At 66.2% G+C, this 16,995-nt stretch carries 15 protein-coding genes; 9 read left to right on the forward strand and 6 right to left on the reverse strand.

Translation table 11 applies throughout. The annotated features are described in order from the left end of the window. The first annotated feature begins 41 nt into the window (after window positions 1-41). The gene (locus AWB95_RS15115) at window positions 42-1,790 is read left to right on the forward strand and encodes an NRAMP family divalent metal transporter (protein ID WP_085168364.1); all 1,749 of its coding nucleotides are present in this window, start codon (window positions 42-44) and stop codon (window positions 1,788-1,790) included. Here the strand turns inward: AWB95_RS15115 and AWB95_RS15120 are convergent. Next, window positions 1,762-2,727, reverse strand: a complete 966-nt coding sequence (locus tag AWB95_RS15120) for an NADP-dependent oxidoreductase (protein WP_062540188.1) — start codon at window positions 2,725-2,727, stop codon at window positions 1,762-1,764. The genes AWB95_RS15115 and AWB95_RS15120 overlap by 29 nt on opposite strands. A 173-nt stretch (window positions 2,728-2,900) precedes the next feature. Here AWB95_RS15120 and AWB95_RS15125 point away from each other — a divergent pair, with 173 nt between their 5' ends. Then, the gene (locus AWB95_RS15125; protein ID WP_084707137.1) at window positions 2,901-4,190 is read left to right on the forward strand and encodes a lipase family protein; all 1,290 of its coding nucleotides are present in this window, start codon (window positions 2,901-2,903) and stop codon (window positions 4,188-4,190) included. Window positions 4,191-4,194: 4 nt separating this feature from the next. On the opposite strand, the gene AWB95_RS15130 is transcribed toward AWB95_RS15125, so the two are convergent. Further along, complete coding sequence (locus AWB95_RS15130) at window positions 4,195-4,950, reverse strand: L,D-transpeptidase (protein WP_062540218.1); 756 nt, start codon at window positions 4,948-4,950, stop codon at window positions 4,195-4,197. A 183-nt stretch (window positions 4,951-5,133) separates the two neighbouring features. On the opposite strand from AWB95_RS15130, the gene AWB95_RS15135 reads away from it, so the two are divergent. After that, window positions 5,134-5,628, forward strand: a complete 495-nt coding sequence (locus tag AWB95_RS15135; protein WP_062540219.1) for a cysteine hydrolase family protein — start codon at window positions 5,134-5,136, stop codon at window positions 5,626-5,628. A gap of 12 nt (window positions 5,629-5,640) precedes the next feature. Here AWB95_RS15135 and AWB95_RS15140 read toward each other — a convergent pair whose 3' ends face one another. Together AWB95_RS15140 and AWB95_RS15145 are read right to left on the reverse strand one after the other, a co-directional pair. Then, window positions 5,641-7,776, reverse strand: coding sequence for an elongation factor G-like protein EF-G2 (locus AWB95_RS15140; RefSeq protein WP_062540189.1), 2,136 nt, complete (start codon window positions 7,774-7,776; stop codon window positions 5,641-5,643). A gap of 126 nt (window positions 7,777-7,902) precedes the next feature. Beyond that, on the reverse strand, window positions 7,903-8,367 hold the full coding sequence (locus AWB95_RS15145) for a TIGR03668 family PPOX class F420-dependent oxidoreductase (RefSeq protein WP_062540190.1): 465 nt from the start codon (window positions 8,365-8,367) through the stop codon (window positions 7,903-7,905). A gap of 128 nt (window positions 8,368-8,495) precedes the next feature. Between AWB95_RS15145 and AWB95_RS15150 the strand changes: the two genes are divergently transcribed. The 3 genes from AWB95_RS15150 (at window position 8,496) to AWB95_RS15160 (ending at window position 12,743) form a co-directional block, all read left to right on the forward strand. After that, window positions 8,496-9,563 (forward strand): S1C family serine protease, encoded by a 1,068-nt coding sequence (locus AWB95_RS15150; RefSeq protein WP_062540191.1) that lies wholly within the window; start codon window positions 8,496-8,498, stop codon window positions 9,561-9,563. 97 nt (window positions 9,564-9,660) lie between these two features. After that, window positions 9,661-11,430 carry a maltose alpha-D-glucosyltransferase gene (gene treS, locus AWB95_RS15155; RefSeq protein ID WP_198157789.1) on the forward strand — a complete coding sequence of 590 codons (1,770 nt, stop codon included), beginning with the start codon at window positions 9,661-9,663 and terminating at the stop codon, window positions 11,428-11,430. Continuing rightward, complete coding sequence (locus AWB95_RS15160; protein WP_085168365.1) at window positions 11,427-12,743, forward strand: maltokinase N-terminal cap-like domain-containing protein; 1,317 nt, start codon at window positions 11,427-11,429, stop codon at window positions 12,741-12,743. Before treS ends, AWB95_RS15160 begins: the two co-directional genes overlap by 4 nt. An 80-nt stretch (window positions 12,744-12,823) precedes the next feature. Here the strand turns inward: AWB95_RS15160 and AWB95_RS15165 are convergent, their stop codons facing one another. Both AWB95_RS15165 and AWB95_RS15170 read right to left on the reverse strand, forming a co-directional pair. Further along, window positions 12,824-13,276, reverse strand: a complete 453-nt coding sequence (locus tag AWB95_RS15165) for a DUF1942 domain-containing protein (protein WP_062540193.1) — start codon at window positions 13,274-13,276, stop codon at window positions 12,824-12,826. 80 nt (window positions 13,277-13,356) lie between these two features. Continuing rightward, window positions 13,357-14,355: an Lrp/AsnC family transcriptional regulator gene (locus AWB95_RS15170; protein WP_062540194.1), complete on the reverse strand. Its 999-nt coding sequence runs from the start codon at window positions 14,353-14,355 to the stop codon at window positions 13,357-13,359. Window positions 14,356-14,477: 122 nt separating this feature from the next. On the opposite strand from AWB95_RS15170, the gene AWB95_RS15175 reads away from it, so the two are divergent. From AWB95_RS15175 to AWB95_RS15185, 3 genes are read left to right on the forward strand one after another with little or no spacing between them, the layout of a single operon-like run. Then, complete coding sequence (locus AWB95_RS15175; RefSeq protein ID WP_062540220.1) at window positions 14,478-15,230, forward strand: SDR family oxidoreductase; 753 nt, start codon at window positions 14,478-14,480, stop codon at window positions 15,228-15,230. 16 nt (window positions 15,231-15,246) lie between these two features. Further along, window positions 15,247-16,104, forward strand: coding sequence for an LLM class flavin-dependent oxidoreductase (locus tag AWB95_RS15180; RefSeq protein WP_062540195.1), 858 nt, complete (start codon window positions 15,247-15,249; stop codon window positions 16,102-16,104). Then, window positions 16,101-16,937, forward strand: a complete 837-nt coding sequence (locus tag AWB95_RS15185; RefSeq protein WP_062540196.1) for an alpha/beta fold hydrolase — start codon at window positions 16,101-16,103, stop codon at window positions 16,935-16,937. Before AWB95_RS15180 ends, AWB95_RS15185 begins: the two co-directional genes overlap by 4 nt. Window positions 16,938-16,995: the final 58 nt, after the last annotated feature.

Raw genomic sequence — 16,995 nt, forward strand, 5'->3', positions numbered from 1 at the left:
GCCGCGCGCGGTCAGCCCCCCACCCAGAGAGCGAGACGCCGATGACTTCCTTCTCCACCGACGTGCACGACAACGTCGGCGGCGCGCCGAGGACCAACGGCATTGCGGCGGTGCTGGATTCCGCGCACGTCGGCGACATCGTCGGCGCGTTCGGCCGGATCGGGCGCGACGACACGGGGGCTGGCCGTAGTCGCTGGCAGCGGCTGCGCACGCTGATGGTCATCAGCGGTCCCGGGTTGATCGTGATGGTCGGCGACAACGACGCCGGCGGTGTGGCGACCTACGCGCAGGCCGGGCAGAACTACGGGATGAACCTGCTGTGGACGCTGGTGCTGCTGATCCCGGTGCTTTACGTCAACCAGGAGATGGTGCTGCGGCTGGGCGCGGTCACCGGTGTGGGTCATGCCCGGCTGATCTTCGAACGGTTCGGCAAGTTCTGGGGCGCATTCAGTGTCGGCGACCTGCTGCTGCTCAACGCGTTGACCATCGTCACCGAATTCATCGGTGTCGCACTGGCTCTCGGTTTCCTGGGCTGCCCGAAGGCGATCGCGATACCGGCCGCGGCGGTCTTGCTGTTCGCGGTGGTGGCGGGTGGCTCGTTTCGCCGTTGGGAGCGACTGATGTTCGTGCTGATCGCCGTGAACGTGGTGATCGTCCCCATGGCGCTGATGGTGCATCCCACACTGGACGGAACGGCGCGCGGACTGGTGCCGCAGTTTCCGGGCGGGATGGACTCCACGGTGCTGCTGCTGATCGTCGCGATCGTCGGCACCACCGTCGCACCCTGGCAGCTGTTCTTCCAGCAGTCCAACGTCGTCGACAAGCGCATCACGCCGCGCTGGATCCGCTACGGGCGAGCCGATTTGGTCCTCGGGATCGTCGTGGTGATGGCCGGTGCAGTAACAGTGATGGCCGCCACCGCATTTGGCTTCGCCGGCACCATTCACGCCGGGCACTTATCCGATGCCGGCGCAGTCGCCTCCAGCCTGGCCCACCACAGCGGAAGTACGGTCGGTGTGCTGTTCGCGATCGTGCTGCTCGACGCGTCGCTGATCGGCGCCAACGCCATCGGACTGGCCACCACCTACGCGCTCGGCGACACCCTGGGCAAACGCCACTCACTGCACTGGAAGATCTCCGAGGCGCCGCTGTTCTACGGCAGTTACGCGGTGATCCTTGCCGTGTCGGCTGCGGTGGCGTTCAGCCCGGACCATATCCTCGGCCTGATCACCCAGGGCGTGCAGGCGCTCGCCGGCGTCCTGCTGCCGTCGGCGACGGTGTTTCTGGTTCTGCTGTGCAACGACCGCCCGGTGCTGGGTCCGTGGGTCAACACCGTGCGGCAGAACATCTTCGCGTGGACGACGGTGTGGGCGTTGGTGCTCTTGTCGTTGGCATTGACGGCGTCGACCCTCTTCCCGGATCTGCCCGCGAGCACTCTGCAGGTCGGTCTCGCGATCGGCGCCGTGGTCGGCGTCATCGGGGGCGCCGCGGTGACCGCCATCGCGCGCCGAGCCGCGAACCGGCGCGTCGCCGAGTCCGTCGCAAACGCATTGGGCGGGCTCGCTCCCGACGAGGTCGAAGAGCTCGACGACGTCCCGACGCTGACGCATGCAGAGCGACGCGCGCTGCGTCAGCAGTACCGCGCGAACTGGCGGATGCCCGCACTGGCGACGCTGGCCCGCCCGGCGATGTCACCGGTTCGACGGGCCGCGCTGCTCGTCCTGCGCGGCTACCTGGTTGTCGCCGTGGCCCTGGTCGTCGTCAAGATCGTCCAGGCCGGTATCGGTTGAGCGGCTGAGGCAGCAGCACGATTTTGCCGTGCGTATGCCGCTGCTCAAGCTGTTCGTAGGCGTCGGCGACCCGGTCGAGGGGGTAGGTGGCGGCGATGTCGAAATCGATTGCGCCGCTGGCCACCAGTTCGGCCATCTCGGCCAGCACCTCCGGCGTCGACGCGTCCATGCTGCCTTCGGTCTTGGCGCCGACTTCGCCGGCCTTGGCGAACGAGATGATGGTCTCGATCCGCTCCGGGGGCACGCCGAGATCGACGGCGAGCTGAATGTAGTCGGGGCCGAACAAGTCGATGAACGCATCGATGCCATCCGGAGCGGCGTCGCGCAGCCGCTCCGCCAGGCCGTCGCCGTACTCGATCGGAACCGCGCCGTGGCTGCGCAACCAGTCGGCGTTGCGCGCCGAGGCGATACCGAGCACCCGTGCCCGCCGTTGAACCAGCAGCTGGACCACCAGACTGCCGACCCCGCCGGCGGCCGCCGACACCGCGACATTCTCGCCCGGCTGCGGCGCAACCGCTTGCACCGCGGCATACGCGGTGCAGCCGACGACATAGAGCGAACCGGCGACCTCCCAACTCAATTGGGGCGGTTTGGGTATCAGTTGCGCGACCGGGACGACGGTATGAGTGGCATGACTCGACCGGCGCAGGCTGAACCCCAGCACTTCGTCGCCGGCTGAGAACTGGGTGACCCCGGGACCGACGTCGACCACGACACCGGCGAGGTCGCTGCCTTCGCCCGAGGGAAACGTGGCCGGGAACATCTCATGCATCGCGCCGCTGCGGATTCCCGCCTCGCCCGGATTGATCCCGGCGGCCATCACTTCGACGAGGACTTCACCCTCGCCGGGCGATGGCATGTCAATCTCGGCCACATACAACACACCACGGCCGCCGTAGCGGTCGAACCGGACGGCGCGGGCTTTCTCAGGTGGCATCGCGAACTCCTTGGTCGGGGTCGTCCGCCTACCAGACTGCTGGAACCGGAGCGCCGACGTCGAGCCGAGAGCTAGATTTCCTGATTCGAATACGTAAATCTCTGAAAACGGATAATGTCAATCTCGGCAGCCGGTACTCTCCGGTCGTGCGCGCAGGACGATCGCTGACCGCAATAACCGCTGCGCTCCTTTCTTGTTGTGCCGCAATATGTTTCGCTCAATCGCCAGCATACGCCGACGTCGACTTCGAACAGGAGGGCGACCAAAGTCAGTACGACGAGTTCTACACGCCGCCCGACCCGCTGCCGCCCGGCCAACCCGGCGACCTGATCCGCGCCGAGCCGTCGCGACTGGTGCTGGAGCCGTCGGGCCAGCTGGGCGCCTTCGTGGCGACCGGCACCCGAATCATGTACCGCAGCACCGACGCCCGCGGCAGGCCCAACGCCATCACCGGCACCTACTTCGAACCGGACAACCCATGGCCGGGCGAAGGCCCGCGACCATTGATCGCCTACGCGCCCGGCACGCAGGGACAGGGCGATCAGTGCGCACCGTCACGCATGTTCAACCAGGGCATCCACTGGTCGCCGTGGCTGGACATTATGTTCAACTACGAAGAGATGTTCGTCGCGACGATGGTGGCGCGCGGCTTCGCGGTCGTGATGACCGACTACGAGGGCCTGGGCACGCCCGGAGTGCACACCTACGTCAGCCGGGTCGCCGAGGGGCAGGCGCTGATTGACGCCGCGCGGGCCGCGATGCGACTTCCCGGCACGTCGCTGGATCCGCATGGCCCGGTCGCATTCTGGGGCTATTCACAAGGCGGCGGGGCTGCCGCCTCGGCCGCCGAGTTGGCGTCGGGCTACGGCCCGGACCTGCACGTGGTGGGCACCTATGCCGGCGCGCCGCCGGCCGATTTGATGGAGCTGTTTCCCTACGCCGACGGCAGCGCGCTGGTCGGCGTGGTCGGATATGCGCTCAACTCGGTCATCGCGACTTACCCCGAAGCCGAGGCAGCGATACGCGAGAAGCTGACGCCGCGCGGCGTTGATCTGCTGGCCAAGACGCGTCACCAGTGCGTCGGCGAAACCCTGACGAAGTTCATGTTCCGCCATCTACAGCCCTATTTCACCGAGGACATCCACGAATTGGTGCACCGGGAACCGTTTCAGACGCTCTTCGATCTGCAGCGCATCGGGCGCTACAAACCCAACGCGCCGGTTCTGATCAACAGCAACCGCTACGATCCGCTGGTGCCGTGGACGGCCGCCAATCAGCTCGGCCGCGACTGGTGCGCGCAGGGCGCCGACGTCGAGTTCCGCACCAACGAGGAGCCACCGTTCCTCAACAAGCTCGTCATCAACCACGCGTTGCCGATGCTGGTCGACGGGGAACCGGCGATGCAGTGGATCGCCGGCCGGTTCAACGGCGTGGCGACCACGCCCAATTGCGGGCAGTTCTAAGCTGTTACGCCACCACTTCGATCGGGTCGCCGATGTGCACGGTGTCGAAGTACCAGGCCGCGTTGCTGGGGCTCAAGTTGATGCACCCGTGGCTGACGTTGGCGTATCCCTGCGAGTCCACCGACCACGGCGCAGAGTGCACATAGACGCCGCTCCAGGTGACCCGCACGGCGTACTGGCCCTGGATCAGGTACCCCTCGGGCGAGCTCAGCGGGATGCCGATGGTCCGGGAATCGAAGGTGACGGTCCGTTCTTTCGACAGCGCGGTGAACGACCCGATCGGCGTGGGGCGACTGGGTTTACCCATCGACGCCGGCATTGTGCGCATCACTTCGCCGTTGATGCTGACGGTGAACGTGTGCGCGGAGATGCTGGCGACAGCCAACACTTCGTCGCCGGTGTCAAAGCCGGTCGACAAGCCGTGCACCTCGACGGCCACATGACTGTGGGAAGGCCAGTAGGTGTCCGGAATCCATTGCACGACGTGGTCGTCGTCCCAGCTGAACCGTCCCGTGGTGCGGTTCGGTGAGGTGATTCTGATGGACCGCTCGGCGGCCGCGCGATCGGCGACGGGACCGGTGAAGGTGACGATGACCGGGTGCGCCACGCCGACCACCGCGCCATTGGCCGGCTGGATCGAGGCGACGGTTGGCGCCGTGCGCGCCGGTGCGATGGCCGCCACGCTGGGGCTGGCCGACCCGGCCAGTGCCAGCGCGGCAACCGCTGCCGCGACCAGCACATGTCGAACCGCGATACGCATGGTGGCCATCCCTTCGAGATGCTGCATCTGCAGCACACACATTCCGCTCCTTCAATACATACCCTAATTGTCGTTCAGCAAACGCTTTCGGTTACAGAACCGGCGAAATTCGTGAGGTAGTCAGCCAGCAGCCGAACGGGCCGGCAAGCTCGGGGTGGCGCCGTTGTGTTAGACACCAAGGTCATGAGCGATCCGCACACACGCCCACGCCCGGGTTCGGCGGCAGTGGTGCTGATCGACGTGCAGCGGGACACCTATGCCGACGGCGCGCCGCTGCACGTCCCCGGCACGGCCGAGGCGATCCCCGCCATTGCGCGGCTGGCGACGGCGTTTCGGGAGCGTGGACGGCCGATCGTGCACGCCGTGCGTTGGCCGCGTGAGCATGTGACGTACAAGCCGCGCTGGGGTGCGTTCTACCCGACCGACCTCCAGCGGCATCTCGACGAAAGCGGCAGCGACACCAGCGTTTTCGCGGGCTGCAACTTCCCTAACTGCCCGCGGACGTCGATCTACGAGGCATCCGAACGCGACTTCCGTATTGTGCTGGTGTCGGATGCGATGTCCGGCGTGTACGACCGGGGCATGGAGGAATGCCGTGCCATCGGCGTCGACGTGAGGAACCTGTCGTCAACCCTTGCCTGGCTGGAACAGGAGGGGCCACAACGACTTCGAGCGTAACGCACCGGTGTGCTAGCCGGCGGCCTTCACCCGGGCCGCGGCGGATTCGGGCATGGGCTCGTAGCGGACGAACGAGCGGGTGAACGAGGCGGCGCCGTGCGACAGCGAACGCAAATCGATCGCGTAGCGGGTCAACTCCACTTGCGGCACTTCGGCTTTCACAAGCGTCCGCTCGTTGCCCGCGGTGTCGGTGCCCAGCACCCGCCCGCGGCGACCGGACAGGTCGCCCATCACCGCGCCGACCAGATCGTCGGGCACCAGCACCGAGATCTCGTCGATCGGCTCGAGCAGGATCACCTTGGTGGCCGCCGCCGCTTCCTTCAACGCCAGCGCCCCGGCCATCTGGAACGCGAAGTCCGACGAGTCGACGCTGTGCGCCTTGCCGTCGAGGAGGGTGACCCTGATGTCGACCACCGGGTAGCCCGCGGCCACACCCTTTTCCATCTGAGCGCGCACGCCCTTCTCCACGCTCGGAATGAACTGGCGTGGCACCGCGCCGCCCACCACCTTGTCGAGGAACTCAAAACCCGAGCCCTCCGGCAGCGGTTCGACCTCGATGTCGCAGACCGCGTACTGGCCGTGCCCGCCGGACTGCTTGACGTGGCGGCCGTGGCCTTTGGCCTTGCCCGCGAACGTTTCCCGCAGCGGTACCCGAAGCTCCACAGTGTCCACGGTGACGCCGTAGCGGTTGGCCAGCGCGTCCAGCACTACGCCGGCATGCGCCTCGCCCATGCACCACAACACGACCTGGTGGGTCTCCGGATTCTGCTCGATCCGCAGGGTCGGGTCCTCGGCGGCCAACCGGCCCAGCCCCACCGACAGCTTGTCCTCGTCGGTCTTGGCGTGCGCCTGGATGGCGACGGGCAGCAGCGACTCGGGCATGGTCCACGGTTTGAGCACCAGCGGTTCGGACTTGTCCGAAAGCGTGTCACCGGTTTCGGCGCGGCTTAGCCGGCCGATGGCGCACATGTCGCCCGCCAGTACGACGGGCGCGGGCCGCTGCTGCTTGCCCAGCGGGAACGACAGCGCGCCGATACGTTCGTCCTCGTCGTGGTCGGCGTGGCTGTTGCCCTCGCCGAAAAACGACGCAAAATGGCCCGACACATGCACGGTCGTGTCGGGCCTGATGGTCCCGGAGAACACCCGGACCAGACTCACCCTGCCGACATAGGGGTCCGACGTCGTCTTCACCACCTCGGCGAGCAGCGGCCCGTCGGGATCGCAGGTCAGCTTGGCATGCGGCGCGCCCTGCGGCGTAAACACCTCCGGCAGTGGGTGTTCCAGCGGCGATGGGAAGCCGCGGGTGGCGATCTCCAGCAATTCCAGAGTGCCCACGCAGGTGGCGCTGCACACCGGGATCACCGGGAAGAACGAGCCGCGCGCGACCGCCTTCTCCAGGTCCTCGATCAGCACCGACTCGTCGATCGCCTCGCCGCCGAGGTAGCGCTCCATCAGCGACTCGTCCTCGGACTCCTCGATGATCCCTTCGATCAGGGCGCCGCGCAGCTCCTCGATCTGGTCGGCGTACGACGGGTCCGGCGGATGCGTGGTGCGCTTGCTGCCGTCGTATTCGTAGTGCGTTTGCGACAGCAGCCCGATCAGGCCGTTGCCGGCCGGCAGGTATAGCGGTAACACCTTGTCGCCGAAGGCTTCTTGGGCCGCCGACAGCGCACTCTGGTAGTTGGCGCGGGCGTGGTCGAGTTTGGTGACCACCACCGCGCGGGGCATGCCGACCTGGCTGCATTCCTGCCACAGCGACTTGGTCGGCTCGTCGACGCCCTCGTTGGCCGCGATCACGAACAGCGCACAGTCCGCGGCCCGCAGCCCGGCCCGGAGTTCGCCGACGAAGTCCGCGTATCCGGGGGTGTCGATCAGGTTGATCTTGATGCCGGCGTGTTCCAGCGACGCCAGCGCAAGCCCCACCGAGCGCTGCTGCCGGATCTCGGCGTCGTCGTAGTCGCAGACCGTGTTTCCGTCGGCGACGGTGCCGGCCCGCGACAACACGCCGGAGGCGACCAGCAGCGCCTCGACGAGCGTCGTCTTGCCGGCACCGGACGGGCCGACCAGCACCACGTTGCGGATGGCGGCCGGACTGTCCGCGGTGGGAGCGGCTCCTGCGCCTTGGGATGTATTCGCCTTGTCTGCCATGACGTGTTTCTCCTCGTACCCGGCCTGCTGAGTGCCCTGCCCGGCGCATCGGACCTCTCAAGTCACTACTAAGTCACCTTTCCCCTTCGCACCCGCGCAGCACAAGGCTTTCGAAAACACGCAACGTCAGGCATGCCAGCTGCTCCAACGTTGCACCGCGACGGCGATCACCGGGCCGTCCAACGGAACCGATTGGTACTGGCGGTATTTGGCGAGCAGCAAGTCGTAGCCGGCCTGTAGCACCGGGTCCTCGCGGTGGATCGCCGCGATCCCGTCGGCGCGCACCCACCACAACTGAGCCCAGTCGTCGGCGTAGTGGTCGACGAGCACGCTGACCTTGGGGTTGTGCTCGATGTTGGCCAGCCGGCGCAGCCGCCGGGTGGTCTTGGGCTTGGCGTCGACAGCGGTGTAGACGACGTCGTCGTCCGTCGGCGATCGCAAGCGCGGCGAAGCCGGACGCAGCGGGTCGCCGCGCGACAAACGAAGCGCGAACACCACCGGCACCAGGTGCGGCATGCCGTCGGGCGCGACGGTCGCCAGCCGCGCCACCGATGCCGACGCGAAGCTGGTCTTCGGGTCGAAGTCGACCACTAGGCCACCGTATTACTCCGCGTCGTTCTGTTTGCCAAGACTGCCCCGCGGTTACTCCCTAGCCCGTGTCGACACCGTATGCTCCGAAAAACAGGGCAAACGGCTCGACCCTTGCAGGAGGTGACGGGATGAGCGGATCACACCGCCGTACATCGCAGTGGTGGTCGTGGTTACTCAGTGTGGCGTCGGTGGTGGCGATGGTCGTGGCCGCAGCGCCCGCGTACGCCTCGCCGCTGGTTCCGTCGGTACCTGCGGCGCCCAGCCCGCCGGCCGACCCGCTGGCAACGGTGTCACAGGTAGGGCCGCAGATCGTCGACATCGACACCAAGATGGGCTACCAGAGCGCGGTCGGCGCGGGCACGGGCATCGTGATCGACCCCAACGGTGTGGTGCTCACCAACAACCACGTCATCGCCGGCGCGACCGACATCACCGCGCGGGACATCGGCAACAACCAGACCTACCCCGTTGAGGTGATCGGATACGACCGCACGCATGACGTCGCGGTGCTGCAACTGGGCGGCGCGGGCGGGTTGCCGGTGGCCAACATCGGCGACTCCTCGGCGGTGGCGGTCGGCGACCCGATCGTTTCGCTGGGCAATGCCGGCGGCGCCGGCGGAACGCCCAGCGCGGTGTCCGGCAAGGTCGTCGCCCTGAACCAGACGGTGTCGGCGTCGGATTCCCTGACCGGGAGCTCGGAGACTCTGGACGGGCTGATCCAGGTCGACGCCCCGATCCGGCCGGGCGACTCCGGTGGCCCCACGGTCAACACCAGCAACCAGGTGATCGGGATGAACACCGCCGCGTCGGAGAACTACAAGCTGGGCCGCGGCGAGGGTTTCGCGATCCCGATCAACCAGGCCATGGCCATCGCCGGGCAGATTCGCTCGGGTGCGGCGTCGGCGACGGTGCATATCGGCCCGACGGGCTTCCTCGGTGTCGGCGTCTCCGACGCGCAAGGCGGCCAGGGCGCGGCGGTGGTGCGGGTGTTGCGTGACGCGCCGGCTGCCCAGGCCGGAGTCATGCCGGGCGACCGGATCGTCTCGGTGGACAACAACCCGGTCAACTCGGCCACCGCGCTGACGAATATCCTTGACCAGCACCACCCCGGCGACACGATCGCGCTGGGGCTGCAAAGTGGTGCGGGCGCTCCGCGCACCGCCAACGTGACGTTGGCGCCCGGGCCGCCCGGCTGACAATTCGTGCGGGTATCGACTAGCCGGTATTGCTCAAAGATGGCGTGCCGCAGACGATTCCGTGTGTCCGGTGTGGGGTACGCGAAAAACTGTGGATTTGACTAACGAGGCCGACAACAGCGTCGAACACGATCCGACCGAGGGCAGCCGTGTCGAAGCGGGGGTCGTCGAGCACCCCAGTGCCGACGACTTCGCCGACGCCGCCGTCCTGCCCGCCGACCCGACCTGGTACAAGCACGCGGTCTTCTACGAAGTGCTGGTCCGGGCGTTCTACGACTCCAACGCCGACGGGTTCGGTGACCTGCGCGGGCTCATGGAGCGCCTCGACTACCTGCAATGGCTGGGCATCGACTGCATCTGGCTGCCGCCGTTCTACGACTCGCCGCTGCGCGACGGCGGCTACGACATCCGCGACTTCTACAAGGTGCTGCCGGAGTTCGGGACCGTCGACGACTTCGTCGCGCTGGTCGACGCCGCGCACCGCCGCGGCATCCGGATCATCACCGACTTGGTGATGAACCACACGTCGGACTCGCACCCCTGGTTCCAGGAATCTCGCCACGACCCCGACGGGCCGTACGGGGATTACTACGTGTGGAGCGACACCAGCGATCGCTACGCCGGCGCGCGGATCATCTTCGTCGACACCGAGGAATCCAACTGGACCTACGATCCGGTGCGCCGCCAGTTCTACTGGCATCGGTTCTTCTCGCATCAGCCCGACCTGAACTACGACAACCCCGCCGTTCAGGAGGCGATGCTCGACGTCATGCGGTTTTGGCTCGACCTCGGCATCGACGGGTTCCGGCTGGACGCGGTGCCGTACCTGTTCGAGCGCGAGGGCACCAACTGCGAGAACCTGCCCGAAACGCACGCTTTCCTCAAGCGTGTCCGCAAAGTGGTCGACGACGAGTTTCCGGGCCGGGTGCTGTTGGCGGAGGCCAACCAGTGGCCCAGCGACGTCGTCGAGTATTTCGGCGACCCTGACACCGGCGGCGACGAATGCCACATGGCGTTCCACTTCCCGCTGATGCCCCGCATCTTCATGGCCGTTCGCCGCGAGTCGCGGTTCCCGATCTCGGAGATCCTGGCCCAGACGCCGCCCATCCCGAAGATGGCGCAGTGGGGGATTTTCCTGCGCAACCACGACGAGTTGACGCTGGAGATGGTCACCGACGAAGAGCGGGACTACATGTACTCCGAGTACGCCAAAGACCCGCGGATGAAGGCGAATGTGGGCATTCGCCGGAGGCTGGCGTCGCTGCTGGAGAAAGATCGCGACCAGATGGAGTTGTTCACCGCGCTGCTGCTGTCGCTGCCCGGCTCGCCGGTGCTCTACTACGGCGACGAGATCGGCATGGGGGACGTCATCTGGCTCGGTGACCGCGACGGGGTTCGCACCCCGATGCAGTGGACGCCGGACCGCAACGCCGGCTTCTCCACCGCCAACCCGGGTCGGCTCTACCTGCCGCCGATCCAGGACCCGGTCTACGGCTATCAGGCCGTCAACGTGGAGGCACAGCGGGACACGTCGACGTCGTTACTCAACTGGACTCGCACCATGCTGGCGGTGCGACGCCGCCACAGCGCGTTTGCGGTCGGGACGTTCGAGGAAATGGGCGGATCCAACCCGTCGGTGCTGGCCTACGTGCGCCAAGCCGACGATGACGTGGTGCTGTGCGTCAACAATCTGTCCCGCTTCCCGCAACCCATCGAATTGAACCTGCAGCACTGGAGCGGCTATACGCCGATTGAATTGACCGGCCACGTGGAATTCCCATCCATAGGCCAGCTGCCGTATCTGCTGACCTTGCCGGGAAACGGGTTTTACTGGTTTCAGCTGCGCGAGTCTGAGGAGTCGCAATGAATTTGCCGTGGTCAGAATGGCTTCCGCAGCAACGCTGGTACGCCGGACGCAACCGTGAACTGTCCTCGGCCGAGACGGGCCTGGTGCTCCCACTGGGTGACGACCTCGACCTGGCGCTGGTCGACGTCACTTACGCCGACGGTTCCGCGGAGCGCTATCAAGTGATCGTCAGCTGGGATGTCACGCCGGTCGTCGAATACAGCAGCGTTGCCACCATCGGCACCGACAACGACCGCACCGCCTATGACGCGCTTTACGACCCGGCCGCCGCGAAGGCCCTGCTGTCGTTGATCGACGCGTCGGCGGTGCGCGGCAACGTGGCCTTCACCAAGGAACCGGGCGCTACGCTGCCGCTGGAGGCGCATCCCCGAATGTCGGATGCCGAACAGAGCAACACCAGCGTGATCTTCGACCGCGACGCCATCCTCAAGGTGTTTCGTCGCGTCATCCCGGGCATCAACCCAGACGTCGAGCTGAACCGGGTACTGGCCCGGGCCGGCAACCCGCACGTGGCCCGGCTGCTCGGCAGCTATGAGCTGACCACGGACCAGGGCGCGTCCTGGTCGCTTGGGATGGCGACCGAATACGCCGCCAACGCGGCCGAGGGGTGGGCGATGGCCACCGCCAGCGTGCGGGACTTGTTCGCCGAGGGCGACCTGTACGCCCATGAGGTGGGCGGCGATTTCGCCGGCGAAGCCCACCGGCTCGGTGAGGCCGTGGCCTCGGTGCACGCCACCCTGGCCGAGACGTTGGGCACCGAACAGGGCACGTTCCCAGTCGAGAACATGCTGGCCCGATTGGCGGCGACGGCGGCCACCGTGCCTGAACTGGGCGAGTACGTGACGACCATCGAGGAGCAGTTCGGCAAGCTGGCGCACGAGACCATCACCGTGCAGCGCATCCACGGCGACCTGCATCTGGGCCAGGTGCTGCGCACCCCGGAGACCTGGCTGCTGATCGACTTCGAGGGTGAGCCAGGCCAGCCGCTCGATGAGCGTCGCGCGCCGGATTCCCCGCTGCGCGACGTGGCCGGCGTGCTGCGCTCCTTCGAATACGCCGCCTACGGACAGCTGGTGGACCAGGCCGCCGACAAGCAGCTGGCGGCGCGGGCCCGCGAGTGGGTCGAACGCAACCAAACGGCGTTCTGCGACGGTTACGCGGCCGCGTCCGGTGTCGACCCGCGCGAATCAGCGGCGGTGCTGGCCGCCTACGAACTGGACAAGGCGGTCTACGAGACCGGCTACGAGTCGCGGCACCGGCCCGGCTGGCTGCCGATACCGCTGCGGTCGATCGCCCGCTTGACGGCCGCCTGATCTCGCCGAGCGTGCACTCAGGGCGGGGAATTAGCGAAATCGCCGCCGCCAGTTCACGTTCGGCGGGCGTGCGGCGTCGGTCAGCTTTTCCAGACGACCTTGTCGACGCCAGCGGCATCCCGGTACACGACGCTGTCGGGCGCCGTTCCGCCCTTGACGTCGAAGTACAGCCTCCCGCTCGACTGGCTGCCCGCCGCGATCGGCTGGTTGGGAAGGCCGTCCACCTCGTTGCCCTTCATCACCGCGTAGGTCGAGCTGTTGACCGCACGCGCGTTGAAGTCGGCGATGTTGGGGGTCGGGGTGCCGCTCACGGCTGTGGCCGTGACATCGGAGTACCAGATGCCGTCATTGTGGCCGCTGGGCTGCAAATTTTGCACGGTGTAGTTGATGGCTCCACCTGGGCTGGGAATTTCTGCCGACTGGCCGAGCCCCACGACTTGCGGGTCCGCCAAAGCCGGTGTAGCAGTGAGGGTTCCAGCCGCTGCAATGCCGACGGCAGCTGTCGCCGTCTTGATCGCGATCCCTGAGAACATTACGTCAAACTCCTTCCGTGATGTTCCTGTGATCTTGGCGCTGTACCCAGCCGCAGCGGATTTCAAACCTGCTCATGCGCTCAGGAGCGGTGTGTCATGACCAGTCGTCCGCCCGAGACGAGTGATGCGGATTGCTTGAGCCGTTGTGCCCGAACGCTGATGTCGTACGCCCCGACATCGTCGACGGCTGCGAGGTTTTCGGTCAGATAACGGTAGAGATCGTCGGCGTCGCGGCAGATCAGCACGGCCACAAGGTTATTGCGGCCGCTGATGGCAGCCGCGAAAGCGATCTCGTCATGAGCCGCGATCTGTTCGCCCGCACGACGGATGTGTTGTGGCGCAACTGTGAGCCACAACATCGCATTGAGGTGGAACCCGAGTCGCTCGCCCAGCACGTCGACGTCATAGATCAAGGTGCCGGCGGTTTCCAAGGCTGCCAGGCGCCGACCTACTCGCGACATCGACCATCCTGTCCGTTCGGCCAAGAGTGCCTGTGTGGCGCGGCCGTCTTCGGCGAGCGCCTCGAGGAGCGGACGGTCTTGCGCGGTAGGGGTGACGAGCTGGCCAGCCGCTCCCTGACTGGTTGGTTCGCCAAGGATTTGCTGCGTTTGTTCACTGCTCAGTTTGTGGCCGTAGCCGCCCCACTGCGCGGTCGCCGGTTCGCCGAACGCATGGAGCACAAGGTCGACGCTGACGTCTAGCACCGATGCGGTTCGCGGAAGTTGTTGGAGCAGCGGGCTTTCGCGACTCGCGCCAACCGGCGCACGGATGACACAAACCAGCTCGGTCCAGCCCGACAGGATATTTGCATGGGTGACATCTGGACGCCGCGCCAGCGCGTCACCCAGTTGGGAGATGCGGTCGGGTTTGGCGCGGATGCGGGCTATCCACTGTGCTTCACCATAGACGCGGGGATTGACCAGACCGACGACGCGCACCACGCCCTCGCGACGCAACCGCTGGTAACGGCGGGCGACGGTCTGTTCGGATGCGCCGACGGCCGCGGCAATGCGCCGAAACGGCACTCGCGGCGACAACTCCAGCGCCTGGAGGATTTGCGCGTCTAGAGCGTCTGTCATGAGGAAAGTATGCGGCCTAAGCCAGTAGACAGAGGGTTTATAGAGGTTCACGGCCCATGTATGGGTATTCCGCAGCCCGGACTGCAACTCTGGGCTGCAAGCATCGAGTGAAAGGCAATGCCATGCAGTGGACAGGCAACACCATCCTGGTGACGGGCGGAGGCAGTGGAATCGGGCGCGGCTTGGCCGAATCATTACAGCGGCTGGGCAATCACGTCGTTATTGCCGGCCGGCGCCGAGAGCCGTTGCGGGCCGTCGCCGACGCCAATCCCGGCATGGGCTACTTGACTTTGGATCAGGGCGATCCAGGCGACGTCCGCCGATTCGCCAGCGAACTGATCGATCGTTACCCCGGCCTGAACGTTGTGATCAACAACGCTGCCATCATGCGCGTCGAGGATGTCGCCGCCGGTGATCTCGATGCGGCAGAGGAGGCCGTGGCGATCAATCTGCTGGGACCTATCTGGCTGACCGCGGCGTTGCTGCCTTCACTGCTGGCCCGGCCGCATGCGGCGATCATCAACGTCACGTCCGCGCTGGCGTTCGTGCCCAAAGCGATCACCCCCACATACAGTGCGACCAAGGCGGCGATGCACTCCTTCACCGAATCTCTGCGGTTCCAGCTGCGGGACACCGGGGTTCAGGTGATCGAAATCATCCCGCCACGGGTCAAGACCGAGATCCAGGAAGCGCTCGAGTACGACCCCAACACGATGCCGCTGGATGCCTTTGTTGCGGAGACGATGGCGCAATTGCGAACTCAGCAGCAGGCCAGCGAGATCGTGATAGAGCGGGCCAAACCGTTTTGGCGTGCCACACACGACGCCACCTATAGCGAGCTTTTCCACGCTGTCAACCACGCGCCCTCAGCGTGAAAACGAAAGGACTGCTATGCAAATCGGCATCGGCTTACCGAACCATGTTGCGGGCGTGCGCGGCTCGCTAATCTCTGAATGGGCGCGCAGCGCTGAGCAACGCGGATTCGCCAGTGTGACGACCATCGACCGGCTCGTCTACCCCAGCCTCGACTCGATCGTCGCCCTGTCCGCTGCAGCCGGCGCTACCCGCGACATCGGCCTGGTCACCAACGTCCTGCTCGCCCCGCTGTACCCCGCCGCAGCTCTGGCGAAGCAACTGGCCAGTTTGGCCGACATCGCCGGAAACCGGCTCACGCTGGGCCTGGGTGTGGGCCGTCGCACCGACGATTACACCGCCACCGGCGCAGACTTCCACCAGCGCGGGCGAGTTTTCGACCAGACCGTAGAGCTGATGCGGCATGCATGGCAAGCCGAAGTGGTCACCGGTGATGTCCCGCTGTGTCCGGCACCGGTGCGGATTCCCGTGCTATTTGGCGGGGCGTCGCCGGCGACTCTGCGACGGGTGGCCACGGTGGGGGATGGCTGGGCGGCGGGTGCGGTCCGCGACTATGCGAACCAGTCGTCATTTGCCGACAAGGTGCGCGCTGCCTGGCTGGAAGCGGGCCGCGCCGGCAAGCCGTGGCTGAATGCCAGCGTGAATTTTGCGCTCGGCGACGAGGCGACGGTGCATGCCGGCCATGCGAATCTGCGCAGTTACTACGGGTTCGTGCCCGAGTATGCCGAGCTCAATGTTGCGGACATGCTGAGCTCGCCGGAAGACGCGGTGACCACTGTGCGTGCCTACCGCGACCTCGGCTTCGACGGGCTGCTATTTCACCCCAGCGTCGCATCCCTCGACCAACTCGAGCGCCTCGCCGACGCGGTGCTGTGACCACCACTGACCAGGAGATCGATATGGCTACGTTGCAAACCCAAGGAATCTCGCTGTATTACGAGGTCCACGGAAATCCGGCCGACCCTCCCGTGCTGTTGATCTCTGGCCTGGGCGGCACCGGCAAGAGTTGGAGCACTCAGATCGGCCGGTTCGCTTCCGGCCATTACGTCGTCGTGCCCGATCAGCGGGGCACCGGGAAATCCAGCCATGCTGGAAGCGGTTACACCACAGCACAACTGGCCACCGACATGGCGTCTTTGGTGGAGCATCTCGGTCTGGGGCCGATGCATGTGGTGGGCGCGTCGACCGGCGGCGCGATCGGGCAGTACATGGCGCTGGATCATCCGCATACCGTGTGCAGCCTGACCATGGTGGCGTCGTTCGCGCGCTTCGACCCATTTGTGAAGCGCGAGTTCGAGGTGCGGTACAAGATGGCGGCCGGCTGGGATCGACACGCCCTCCAGTCCGCGTACGCGCTCTTTCTGTTCTCTCCGAAATACACGCGCGAGCACCCCGAAGCGGTGACGTCGTGGATCGAACGAACGGCCGCGCAGCCCACCGGACCGGGCGACCGCGAGATCGCGCTGAAACGCATCGACATGATCGCTTGCCACGACACATATTCACGCCTCGGCGAAATCCGGCAGCCGACGCTGGTTGTCTGTGGTGAGCAGGACTTCTGCACGCCGAGCGAGCTCTCGAAAGAAATCGCCCGGGCAGTCCCCGACTCCGAGCTGGTCATCGTCCCCGACTGCGGCCACCTGGTCGAGCACGAAAAGGCAGAAGAGTTCTTCGGCATCGTGGGCGACTTCATCAGCCGCACAGCCTGACTCAACTCGCCGCGCGCCACAAGAAATCGGCAGCAGCGCCGGGGGAGCACTGCTGCCG

The sequence above is a fragment of the Mycobacterium celatum genome (assembly GCF_002101595.1).
Lineage (GTDB): Bacteria > Actinomycetota > Actinomycetes > Mycobacteriales > Mycobacteriaceae > Mycobacterium > Mycobacterium celatum.

What these genes read in the sequence shown, in the direction of transcription:
- AWB95_RS15115 (WP_085168364.1), top strand. Translation starts at nt 42, where the DNA reads ATGACTTCCTTCTCCACCGACGTGCACGACAACGTCGGCGGCGCGCCG.
- AWB95_RS15120 (WP_062540188.1), bottom strand. Translation starts at nt 2,727, where the DNA reads ATGCCACCTGAGAAAGCCCGCGCCGTCCGGTTCGACCGCTACGGCGGC.
- AWB95_RS15130 (WP_062540218.1), bottom strand. Translation starts at nt 4,950, where the DNA reads ATGCGTATCGCGGTTCGACATGTGCTGGTCGCGGCAGCGGTTGCCGCG.
- AWB95_RS15135 (WP_062540219.1), top strand. Translation starts at nt 5,134, where the DNA reads ATGAGCGATCCGCACACACGCCCACGCCCGGGTTCGGCGGCAGTGGTG.
- AWB95_RS15140 (WP_062540189.1), bottom strand. Translation starts at nt 7,776, where the DNA reads ATGGCAGACAAGGCGAATACATCCCAAGGCGCAGGAGCCGCTCCCACC.
- AWB95_RS15150 (WP_062540191.1), top strand. Translation starts at nt 8,496, where the DNA reads ATGAGCGGATCACACCGCCGTACATCGCAGTGGTGGTCGTGGTTACTC.
- AWB95_RS15160 (WP_085168365.1), top strand. Translation starts at nt 11,427, where the DNA reads ATGAATTTGCCGTGGTCAGAATGGCTTCCGCAGCAACGCTGGTACGCC.
- AWB95_RS15165 (WP_062540193.1), bottom strand. Translation starts at nt 13,276, where the DNA reads ATGTTCTCAGGGATCGCGATCAAGACGGCGACAGCTGCCGTCGGCATT.
- AWB95_RS15170 (WP_062540194.1), bottom strand. Translation starts at nt 14,355, where the DNA reads ATGACAGACGCTCTAGACGCGCAAATCCTCCAGGCGCTGGAGTTGTCG.
- AWB95_RS15175 (WP_062540220.1), top strand. Translation starts at nt 14,478, where the DNA reads ATGCAGTGGACAGGCAACACCATCCTGGTGACGGGCGGAGGCAGTGGA.
- AWB95_RS15180 (WP_062540195.1), top strand. Translation starts at nt 15,247, where the DNA reads ATGCAAATCGGCATCGGCTTACCGAACCATGTTGCGGGCGTGCGCGGC.